The sequence below is a fragment of the Seleniivibrio sp. genome (genome assembly GCF_021209385.1).
Taxonomy (GTDB): domain Bacteria; phylum Chrysiogenota; class Deferribacteres; order Deferribacterales; family Geovibrionaceae; genus Seleniivibrio.
Window position 1 is genome coordinate 1 of the sequence record NZ_JAJOIL010000004.1, and the last position, 10,071, is coordinate 10,071.

A 10,071-nucleotide genomic window follows, 5' to 3' on the forward strand; every position below is an offset into this window, starting at 1 on the left:
TTTTCGGTCTTCATCTCTTTGGCAAAAATGCTTGCCAGTTCATCAATCTTCTTCTGATCCATGTGCAATTACTCCTATATATTTCTAACGGATTAATCGCACTTACACAATTTTATTTACAGGGTCTGAAAATTGTGTTGTTAAGGGTGATAACAGCTTTATTAAATCTTCTGTTTTTCGCATCCACGACCGTATACTCTCCGAACAAAATTATAAGGTTCTTATCTGCAACTCTATAATGATGCGTGATTATTTTGTTGATAAATATAATCTGGACAAAGACCGCGTGCGTGTGCTTTATCCGGGGTATGACAAATCAATCTTTAACACTGCTGGTGTAAAAAAGGCTTCCGGTCTGATACGCGAACGACACTCAATAGATAGAAAATATATGCTGGGTTTTGTTTCCTCAGGAAATCTCCTTAAAAGGGGAGTGGATATTCTTATAGATGCTATGGGATTTCTGGACAGGGATCTTTCAAAATACAGTTCTCTCCTGCTCATCGGCAAGGATGATAAGATAGAAGCCTACAAACGCCGCATCACCGAGGTGAATCCGGAAATACAGGTAATTGCGGTCGGTGCCGTTGACGACATAGCGAATTATTATAAGTCCATAGATATTCTTCTCCATCCGGCTCATATTGAAGAATTCGGTATGACTTTGCTTGAGGCAGCGGCTTGCGGTGTTCCTGTAATAACATCAAAAATGACCGGATTTTCTGAGATTCTGAGAGGTGATGAACGGAAATATGTCATGGAGAGACCGGACGCTTCTGTTCTGGCGGAACTTACTTCCGGACTGCTTGAAGATAACCACGCAAGAACCGTTACAGGTGCCAGTTCCGCTATTAATGCTGTTAACTATTCATGGGAAAGATACATTGCTAATCTTTGTGAAATACTCGAAGACTTTTCATTAATGCCTTCGCAATAAGCCCCATTACTGATAAATGGAAAAGTCCGCTGAGTACGGATGCGCGGTCATTTTGCCATGATTCGTATATATATTCCCTGACTTCCCTGTACTGTTTTTTTCTCAGCAGGCGGACGGTATTTTGCTTGAATGTCTGTGAGAGCAGCTCTTTCCTGAGTTTCAGCGCCCGCTTCTTATCCTCCGTGGCGCTTTCCACATAGTTTATTATGTCTATTATACAGTCTGTTTCGTCCAGCATGGTCTCAATATCTGTTGTATCTTCAATCTCCGGTTCATATCTCAACACGAGGCTTTCAGAGGTGTAGACCAGGTCGCCCTCCGCCATAGCGAGCATCGCAGCGGCAGACGGAAAACAGTTTGGTCTGTCAGGAAGTCCCTTAAAAAGGGAGGAAACCACTATGTCACGGCGTATCAGAACGTTGGTAAATCTTCTGAAAGGAACTTCGGTAAAGACATTAAAAAGATAGTCCGTGCCTTTGACATATTCCGGCAGATTGTACGTTGTGCGTTCTTTTCTGCCGTCCGGTGTCACTGTTATGTAAGATGAAAATGTCATTGAAATGCCGCCGAAAGTATCGGACTGCTCAAGGCGTTTTTCGAGGGAGTTTTCAGAGAGTATTTCGCAGTCATCAATAAACCTGACCCATGGAGCCGTCGCCATTTCCGCGAGTTTTACGCATGAGGTATGCCGCCAGAGAGGCTTTTCCGGTTTAAAGTATTTCAGTTTGTTGCATGAGTATCTGTTTATGATGTCCGAGACAGCATTGTTCTGTGTGTTGTCGCATACTATGACTGATGCCGCCATTCTCTGATTCAGTGCCGATTTCAGACACTGCTCAAAATATTCCGATCCGTATGCGGAGATAAGTATGTCCGCTTTTGAACTTTCCATGTTCTCCCCGAAAAAAATTAAGCCTCCGTATCTTAGCATACGGAGGCTCTGTTTATAAGGAGAAATTATAGAGTGATTATGAGCAGTGTGAGTATCCGCATGAATAGCAGATGTCACAGCCTTCCACATGTTCCACAGGTCCGCCGCAATCGGGGCATGCGCCGTTTTTGACCTTCACGCCGCCGCTTTCCGCTTTTTCTGCTTTTTCAAGGAGCTTGTCAACGGTTATGCTGTCGTCCTGTTTCCCGCTCACTTTTATTTCAGTGTTGTCGCGTATAGCCTGTTCAAGAGCTTTGCCCACAGCGTCGGAACAGCTCAACACGGTGTTGGGACCGAAGCCGTATCTCATATGGCAGCTGATGCCTTTGAGCTGTTTGATGATACGGTCGATGTCTCCGCCGCTTCTGAGGTCGATGGAGATAAGTCGTCCGATAGCCTCGCACTGGCTCTGGGCGCATCCGCCGGCTTTGCCCATGCTTGTGAACACTTCAAAAGGTTTGCCTGTTTCGTCCTGATTGATTGTGACATAGAGCTTACCGCATCCTGTCATCATCTCAACAGTACGTCCCACCAGAACTTTCGGTCTGGGTTTGGGAGCGAACACACAGGGTTCCTGAGAAACTGTTTCCGGTTGTGCCTCTTTGTCTTTAGTTCCGACATTGAGAACCTGTCCGGTGCGGCTTCCGTCTCTGTATATTGTGGTTCCCTTACATCCGAGGTTGTAAGAGAGCAGGTATGTCTTGCGAACGTCCTCAACTGTTGCTTCGTTGGGGAAGTTTACGGTTTTGCTGACAGCGTTGTCGGTGAATTTCTGGAACGCAGCCTGCATTTTTGTATGCCAGAAAGGGGTTATGTCGTGTGCAGTGACAAACGCCTCCTGCCATTTTTCGGGAACTGTGTCTACCCCGTGCAGAGAACCTGTTTCGGCAACCTGTTCAAGAAGTGCATCTGTGAGGAATCCCTCTCTTTTTGCGATCTCTTTGAAAACAGGGCTGACCTCAACGAGTTTGTTGTTGTCCATTACCTGTCTGTAAAAAGCTATTGCGAAGAAAGGCTCAATACCGCTGGAACATCCCGCGATGATGGAGATTGTTCCTGTGGGTGCAACCGTTGTAATGGTTGCGTTGCGCATGTTCTTGAAGCCCTTTCCGGGATATACGCTGTCTTTGAATGTGGGGAAATCACCGCGTTGAACGGCGAGTTCAGCAGACTTGACGCGTCCTGTGTCGCGGATGAACTGCATAACGTCCTCAGCGAGTTTCGTTGCCTCGTCAGAGTTATATGGAATGCACATCAGCGCAAGCATATCAGCCCAGCCCATAAGACCCAGACCTATTTTGCGGTTGCGTTTGGTCTGTTTGTCAATCTGGGGGATGGGATATTTGTTCATATCTATTACGTTGTCGAGGAAATGCACGGCAACGGCTATAGTTTTTTCAAGGTCGTCCCAGTCTATCTTTCCGTCTTTAACAAACTTACCGAGGTTGATAGAGCCGAGGTTGCATGATTCATAGGGCAGAAGAGGCTGTTCGCCGCAAGGGTTCGTGCTCTCCATCTCGCCCTCTTTTGGTGTGGGGTTCTCGGCGTTTATCCTGTCCAGATAAACGATACCGGGGTCGCCGCCTTCCCAAGCGAGCTGAACCATCTTATCGAAAACTTCTTTAGCTTTCAGTTGTCCTGCAACAGTTTTTGTTTTGGGGTTTATAAGGTCATAGTCGGTGTCGTTTATGACAGCCTGCATGAATTTTTCGGTGATGCCTACGGAGAGGTTAAAGTTTGTGAGCTTTGTTTTGTCCTCTTTCGCGTAGATGAAATCCATAACATCCGGGTGATCAACGCGCAGGATACCCATGTTCGCGCCTCTGCGGGTTCCGCCCTGTTTGATGGTCTCTGTCGCCGCATCGAAAACAGTCATAAATGATACTGGACCGCTGGACACACCTCTTGTGGTTTTAACGACGTCGTCTTTCGGGCGCAGGCGTGAGAAAGAAAACCCTGTACCGCCGCCTGATTTATGTATGAGTGCCGTATTTTTTACGGCTTCAAAAATACCTTCAAGCGAGTCCTCCACCGGCAGAACGAAACATGCCGCAAGCTGCTGAAGCTCGCGTCCTGCGTTCATGAGGGTGGGGGAGTTGGGCAGAAATCTCAGAGTGACCATCTGGTCATAGAATTCTTTGGCGGAGGCAAGTATGTCTGCGTCTTTGTCGTAATTCCTGTCGGCTTCTGCAATGTTGAGAGCGACTCTTCTGAACATGTCTATCGGTTTTTCGGAAGGTTTTCCGTTGTTATCCCTTTTCAGGTAACGCTTTTCCAGAACAGTTATGGCATTCTGGCTTAATTCCGGCTCACGAGAAAGCACTTTCTCGATGTCCTTAAGACTCATATTTCCTCCGGCACTTGTTTTTAATGTGTAATGTTATATGCAACTAAAAACTTTGTAAAGTCCGTTTTCGGTGATGGTGTAAATTTTTCTAAGTGATTGATAAATGGATAACACATTGATGTACAAAGTGAAACATGCTATATAGAAATCAATCAATGTTATATAAAGAGCAGGGTTTAAAAAATAGCCGTTCTGTTTTCAGCTTCAAAACCCCTGCTGGATACAGACTTTTGCCTTATTGTTTTTCAGTATTTTTCAACCAATCCTGCAAGTGTATAACTTTTAAGCATTTTGATAAGGTTTTCCTGAATTTCTGTCCACATGACGTGAGCAGTGCATGAGTGGACAAGGTTACAGAAATCTTCGTCAAAGATACATTTGTTTAAGCTGAGTTCTCCTTCGATAGCGGTTATTATGTCATATACAGTTATATGCGATATATCTTTAGATATCCTGAAGCCGCCTTTTTTTCCGCGTTCGGATGAGAGTATTTCCGATTTTGCAAGGTTTTGCAGAATCTTTCCAAGGAAACTGTCGGGTATATCGCATTCCGTTGCAAGCTCGGAGCGCATAAATGTTGTTCCTGCGGGCTTATGTGCCATATGAATTAGTGCTCTTATGGCGTAATCGCTGGCTCTGGTGACTTTCATCTTGTCTCCTTTGGGAATAGTATTAATAAGATGCTATTAGTATAAATATATCCTCAGACATTGTTATTTGCAAGAAATTTATGCTGAAAGCCGATGGAAACAGCGCCTAAAAAAATCTTTAAAAAAGTTCTTGACATCCACGATGTTTTACGGCAGAATCCCGTTCTGCTTTGCAGGGGTATAGCCAAATTGGTAAGGCAACTGGTTTTGGTCCAGTGTACTGTGGGTTCAAGTCCTGCTACCCCTGCCATTTTTTATCTAAATTTCATCTCAGGACAGACTGCTCTGAGAAGGTCTAAAATGAGAAACTTACCCCAAATTGACACACTTGTTGTAAAAGTTGGAAGCAACATCCTCACACAGGAGGATAAAGGGGTAAATCTCGAATTCCTCTCCTCTTTCGTCAGCCAGATTTGCGAGATAAAGAAAAAAGTTAAAAATATCGTCATAGTTTCTTCCGGTGCTGTCGGCGCGGGTTTCAAGATACTCGGTTTTAAAAGCCGCCCGAAGGACATAACCGACAGACAGGCGTGTGCCGCTGTGGGACAGGCTAGACTGATATGGTATTACGACAAAGAATTTGAGAAATATAATATCATACCTGCTCAGATACTCATTACCAAGGATGATTTTGCGAACCGCAGACGTTACCTGAACGCAAGATATACCATACGACGTCTTCTTGAGATGGGTGTTGTTCCTATAATAAATGAGAATGACTCAGTAGTTATTGAAGAGCTTAAGTATATAGAGAATTTCAGCGACAACGATAACCTTTCGGCTCTTGTGGGCGGTCTGATAGGGGCGGATATGCTCCTGATCATGTCTGATGTTGACGGACTTTACGACAGCGACCCCACGGGCAACCCCGATGCGCACCGCATCGGAGAGGTTAAGTATATAAATGAAGAGCTTTTCAGCCTCGCAGGAAGTTCCGTTTCAGGTGTAGGCACAGGCGGTATGAAGTCTAAACTGACTGCCGCTTCAAAAGCTCTGGATGCAGGATGCTGTGTGGGCATCATAAACGGGCGCAAACCGGGTGCGATGCTCGATTTTCTCCGCGGCGGGGATATCGGCACCTATTTCAGCCACACCGAGGACGCACTTTCCCGTCGTCACCACTGGATAGCCTATGCCGCTGGTGTTACTGGCGTATTAAAACTTGACAAAGGTGCGGTGAACGCCCTTATTCATAAGAAGAAATCTCTGCTCCCAGGCGGAGTTGTTTCCGTTGAGGGAGATTTTGAAATGGGTGACGTAGTTTCCGTCTGCGACGAGAGCGGAAAAGAGATAGCCCGCGGAAAGGTCAGATATAGCAGCCTTGACCTCGACAGGATAAAAGGCAAAAAAACATCTGCATATTTGATATTTTGGGTTATAAGTTTACAGACGAGATAATCCATCGCGATGACCTTGTCGTCATCAATATCATCGGAGACTGACCATGCTGGAAAAAATGCTGAAAGCCGCTAAAGAAGCAACATATGAATTTATGAGCATGCGTTCTGATGTTAAGGACAGGGCGCTTGCCGCTGTTGCTGAAATGCTTGATAAGAATCGTGAACTCATAAAATCAGAGAACGCAAAAGATATCGAACATGCAAAAGCGACAGGACTTTCTGCGGCACTGACCGACAGGATACTTCTGGACGACAAACGCATAGACGGGATGATAAACGCGGTCAACGAGATAAAGGCTCAGACAGACCCGGTGGGTAAGGTTGTGGAAGGCTACAGACGACCCAACGGGCTTTATATAACAAAAGTAAAGGTTCCGCTCGGTGTTGTGGGCATTATTTTTGAAGCAAGACCCAACGTAACTATTGACGCTGCGGCGCTCTGCCTGAAATCGGGCAACGTTTCCATACTGCGCGGCGGAAAAGAGGCGATAAACTCCAACAGATGCCTCGGCAGGCTCATGAAAGAGGCTCTGAAAGGTACGGGACTTCCTGAAGCCGCAGTAAACATTATAGAGGATACAGACCGCGCCGTGGTCATGGAACTGCTTAAGGCGAAGGACTACATAGATATAATGGTTCCCAGAGGAGGCGACAGCCTCATAAAATTCTGCACGGAACACAGCCTTATCCCGCTGGTGAAGCACGACGCCGGTATCTGTCACGTCTTCATAGACGAATTTGCTGATACCGACATGGCTGTCAGCATTGCAGTAAACGCCAAGTGCCAGCGTGTAGGCGTGTGCAACTCCATGGAGACTTTATTAGTCCACAGCGCAATTGCTTCAAAATTACTGCCTTTGCTTGAAAAAGCCTATGCAGAATATAATGTGGAACTGCGCGGATGTGAAAGAACGCAGAAGATAATCAAATGCGTACCCGCAACCGAAGAGGACTGGAGAACGGAATATCTGGACTACATCCTTTCCATAAAAGTTGTGGACGGAGTGGACGAAGCCGTCGAGCATATCAACAAGTACGGTTCACAGCACTCTGAAAGCATAGTGACTGAAAACTATACCAACAGCGAAAAATTCCTCGACAGAGTGGATGCCGCCGCTGTTTATGTAAACGCTTCAACAAGATGGACAGACGGCGGAGAGTTCGGGCTTGGTGCGGAGATAGGCATCAGTACACAGAAGCTCCACTGCCGAGGACCTATGGGAGCTGACGACCTTACCACTACGAAATACCGCATCTACGGAAACGGACAGATAAAGTAGTGCGGATAGGGCTTTTCGGGGGAACATTCAACCCCATACACATGGGACATCTTGCCCTTGCCGAGAATGTCGCTGACAGCTTTGAGCTGGACAGGATGATCTTTGTGCCTTCAAAGGTACCGCCGCATAAGACGGAAGGGGTTATTGCCCCTGAACTTCGTCTGCGCATGGTTGAACTTGTTGCGGCGGGACTTGGCGACAGGTTTGTCGTTTCCGATTTTGAAATACACGAGGAAGGGGTCTCCTTCACACTTAAGACCCTCAGGCATTTCAGGGACGAATACCCCGAAGATGCGATATTTTTTGCTTGCGGAACAGATATCTTCGCCTCCATCGGCGGCTGGTACGAGTCCGAAGCGCTTTTTGATTATGTAAATTTCATTGTGGTCAGCAGATCCACCATGAGCTTTGAAGAGCTTTTAAAAAGAATCCCGCAGACGCTCCTTGACAGGGTTGTGGATGCGGGTGAATATAAAGATGAAAAATCCGGCAAAATAATTTTATACAGAATGCCGGAGGTTGATATATCAAGTACTGAAATACGCAGTATCCTTGAAGAGAGCTACCGTAAGGCGAATCTGCCGGACGGTGTTTATGAATATATCGCCGAAAACGGACTTTACAGGGGAAACGAATGACAAGAACAGCTCTGCTGGACGATATTCTGAAAGAGATGATTGACCGCAAGACCGAGAACATTGCTTGCTATTACATAGCTCCAAAAAGCAGTATATCTGACTACATCGTGATCGGTACGGCAACTTCCGAACCGCACGTCAACGCTATTGCGGAATACGTTCTGGAGAAGATGAAAGAGAAGAGCATCCGTCCTTTCGCAGTTGAAGGACAGGGACGCTCGCGCTGGATATGCCTCGATTTCGGCGAGGTTATGGTGCATCTGATGTGCAGGGACGAAAGACAGTATTACAATCTTGAGTCTATCTGGGGCGGATGCGATAAAGTGGAGATTCCTTACGAGTGATATGACAGGACTTAATATTGTCCTTTTCGAACCCGAAATTCCCCAGAACACGGGGAACATCGGACGGTTCAGTGTTGCAACGGACAGCAGACTGATCCTGGCGGGAAAGCTGGGGTTCAGTCTGGATGATAAATATGTTAAGCGTGCGGGTCTCGATTACTGGCAGCATGTCAGACTCGAGACCATTGACACCCTTGACGAATTTTTTGAAAAATACCCCATCGGAAACCATCCCTACGCCTTTCTTTCGAAATTCGGCACAAAGAACTACACCGAAATACCCCATGACAACCCTAACCTGATGCTGATTTTCGGACGGGAGACCAGCGGACTGCCCGACAGCGTGCAGAAGAAATATGCCGAACATCTTTACCGCATCCCCACAACGGGGAAGGTGCGCAGTCTGAACCTTTCAACGCAGTAGCTCTTGTGGGGTTTGATATTCTGCGCAGGCGTGAATTTGCCGGGCTGGATGCGAACTGGATGGGACCTGAAACCGGAGAGACCTATGCTTAGAATCGGTCAGATTGATTACGCAAACGTATATCCAATCTTCCATCACCTTGAAAAAGAAAAGGGTTTCAAACTCATTAAAGGCGTGCCCTCATATCTGAACACTGCCATCCGTGAGGGAGTCATAGACCTCTCGCCGTGCAGTTGTATCGAATATGCCAGAAACCCCGAGAACTACTATATAATTCCCGATATTTCCATCAGCAGCATTGACGAGGTGAAGAGCGTGCTGCTCTTTTCGGACGTTCCCATTGAAGAGCTTGGCGGCAAAGAGGTTTATCTCACCACCGAATCAGGCACTTCCGTCATTCTGTTCGAGATACTCATGCGTGAGCGTTACGGCATTGTGCCGGAGTTCACCAAAGAAAACCCCGAAGCACCCGCAAAGGTGCACATCGGCGATACGGCACTTTTCGGCTACTACAACGATACTTCAAAATATATCTACGACCTCGGAAAGCTCTGGAAAGAGTTTACGGGACTGCCGTTCGTTTTTGCCCTGTGGATAATCCGCAAGGATACGGCTGACGCTCACCGTGAGGAGACGAAAGCATTCGTTGAGCTTCTGGGCAGGATAAAAAAGGACAGTAAAGGCAATCTGGCTTCGCTCATCGACCATTATCAGATGAAGGGGCTAACCAGCTATCAGATCATCGACTACTGGGAGATAATCAACTACGACCTTTCGGAGAACCATATTAAGGGTTTGCTGAACTACTACAGCCTCGCTGTGAAGATAGGCAGGCTGAAGAAGATGCCGTCGCTTGATTTTTTTGTGTAGGGACAGGGGCGTCGTGAGGAGTCTTCCTGAAGAGAGATTCTTCGCTACACTCAGAATGACAGAGAGTGAGAGTCTTAATCAGCAGTGATGTAATAAAATTTACCCTTTCAAAAAAAATTGAAGGGTAGTATATTTTTGTTTGAACTTATAGATTGGTGGTCAGTCTTATAACCATACGATTCGGAGGAAATGTGAAAGATACGGCAATTATCGAAAAAGTGCTGGATGGCGATTCACAGGCGTTTGAAAT

At 46.4% G+C, this 10,071-nt stretch carries 10 protein-coding genes and 1 tRNA gene; 8 read left to right on the plus strand and 3 right to left on the minus strand.

Annotated features, from left to right (window positions below; translation table 11 throughout):
- The first annotated feature begins 241 nt into the window (after positions 1-241).
- A complete protein-coding gene (locus LRY47_RS01260; protein WP_295221718.1) occupies positions 242-937 on the plus strand; it encodes a glycosyltransferase family 4 protein in 696 nt (231 codons plus the stop codon).
- Here LRY47_RS01260 and LRY47_RS01265 read toward each other — a convergent pair.
- From LRY47_RS01265 to LRY47_RS01275, 3 genes are all read right to left on the minus strand, one after another.
- Complete coding sequence (locus LRY47_RS01265; RefSeq protein WP_295221720.1) at positions 888-1,829, minus strand: glycosyltransferase; 942 nt, start codon at positions 1,827-1,829, stop codon at positions 888-890. The two genes, LRY47_RS01260 and LRY47_RS01265, sit on opposite strands and share 50 nt — an antisense overlap.
- Before the next feature lie 76 nt (positions 1,830-1,905).
- On the minus strand, positions 1,906-4,215 hold the full coding sequence (locus tag LRY47_RS01270; protein WP_295221723.1) for a vitamin B12-dependent ribonucleotide reductase: 2,310 nt from the start codon (positions 4,213-4,215) through the stop codon (positions 1,906-1,908).
- Between the two features lie 245 nt (positions 4,216-4,460).
- Complete coding sequence (locus LRY47_RS01275; RefSeq protein ID WP_295221725.1) at positions 4,461-4,865, minus strand: Rrf2 family transcriptional regulator; 405 nt, start codon at positions 4,863-4,865, stop codon at positions 4,461-4,463.
- A gap of 174 nt (positions 4,866-5,039) precedes the next feature.
- On the opposite strand from LRY47_RS01275, the gene LRY47_RS01280 reads away from it, so the two are divergent.
- The 7 genes from LRY47_RS01280 (at position 5,040) to LRY47_RS01310 (ending at position 9,821) form a co-directional block, all read left to right on the plus strand.
- Positions 5,040-5,115 (plus strand) — tRNA-Gln (locus LRY47_RS01280).
- Positions 5,116-5,165: 50 nt separating this feature from the next.
- Positions 5,166-6,263: a glutamate 5-kinase gene (proB, locus tag LRY47_RS01285; RefSeq protein ID WP_295221727.1), complete on the plus strand. Its 1,098-nt coding sequence runs from the start codon at positions 5,166-5,168 to the stop codon at positions 6,261-6,263.
- A 46-nt stretch (positions 6,264-6,309) separates the two neighbouring features.
- On the plus strand, positions 6,310-7,545 hold the full coding sequence (locus tag LRY47_RS01290; RefSeq protein WP_295221729.1) for a glutamate-5-semialdehyde dehydrogenase: 1,236 nt from the start codon (positions 6,310-6,312) through the stop codon (positions 7,543-7,545).
- Positions 7,545-8,183 carry a nicotinate-nucleotide adenylyltransferase gene (gene nadD, locus LRY47_RS01295; RefSeq protein WP_295221732.1) on the plus strand — a complete coding sequence of 213 codons (639 nt, stop codon included), beginning with the start codon at positions 7,545-7,547 and terminating at the stop codon, positions 8,181-8,183. Before LRY47_RS01290 ends, nadD begins: the two co-directional genes overlap by 1 nt.
- Positions 8,180-8,527 carry a ribosome silencing factor gene (gene rsfS, locus LRY47_RS01300; RefSeq protein ID WP_295221735.1) on the plus strand — a complete coding sequence of 116 codons (348 nt, stop codon included), beginning with the start codon at positions 8,180-8,182 and terminating at the stop codon, positions 8,525-8,527. The genes nadD and rsfS overlap by 4 nt, the downstream gene beginning before the upstream one ends.
- Before the next feature lies 1 nt (position 8,528).
- Complete coding sequence (locus tag LRY47_RS01305; protein WP_295221736.1) at positions 8,529-8,951, plus strand: tRNA (cytidine(34)-2'-O)-methyltransferase; 423 nt, start codon at positions 8,529-8,531, stop codon at positions 8,949-8,951.
- Between the two features lie 84 nt (positions 8,952-9,035).
- Positions 9,036-9,821: a menaquinone biosynthesis protein gene (locus tag LRY47_RS01310; protein ID WP_295221739.1), complete on the plus strand. Its 786-nt coding sequence runs from the start codon at positions 9,036-9,038 to the stop codon at positions 9,819-9,821.
- Positions 9,822-10,071: the final 250 nt, after the last annotated feature.

Bases quoted from the DNA above. Each gene is read 5' to 3' on its own strand.
- LRY47_RS01305 (WP_295221736.1), top strand. From the start codon at position 8,529: ATGACAGGACTTAATATTGTCCTTTTCGAACCCGAAATTCCCCAGAAC.
- LRY47_RS01260 (WP_295221718.1), top strand. From the start codon at position 242: ATGCGTGATTATTTTGTTGATAAATATAATCTGGACAAAGACCGCGTG.
- LRY47_RS01275 (WP_295221725.1), bottom strand. From the start codon at position 4,865: ATGAAAGTCACCAGAGCCAGCGATTACGCCATAAGAGCACTAATTCAT.
- rsfS (WP_295221735.1), top strand. From the start codon at position 8,180: ATGACAAGAACAGCTCTGCTGGACGATATTCTGAAAGAGATGATTGAC.
- proB (WP_295221727.1), top strand. From the start codon at position 5,166: ATGAGAAACTTACCCCAAATTGACACACTTGTTGTAAAAGTTGGAAGC.
- LRY47_RS01265 (WP_295221720.1), bottom strand. From the start codon at position 1,829: ATGGAAAGTTCAAAAGCGGACATACTTATCTCCGCATACGGATCGGAA.
- LRY47_RS01270 (WP_295221723.1), bottom strand. From the start codon at position 4,215: ATGAGTCTTAAGGACATCGAGAAAGTGCTTTCTCGTGAGCCGGAATTA.
- LRY47_RS01290 (WP_295221729.1), top strand. From the start codon at position 6,310: ATGCTGGAAAAAATGCTGAAAGCCGCTAAAGAAGCAACATATGAATTT.
- LRY47_RS01310 (WP_295221739.1), top strand. From the start codon at position 9,036: ATGCTTAGAATCGGTCAGATTGATTACGCAAACGTATATCCAATCTTC.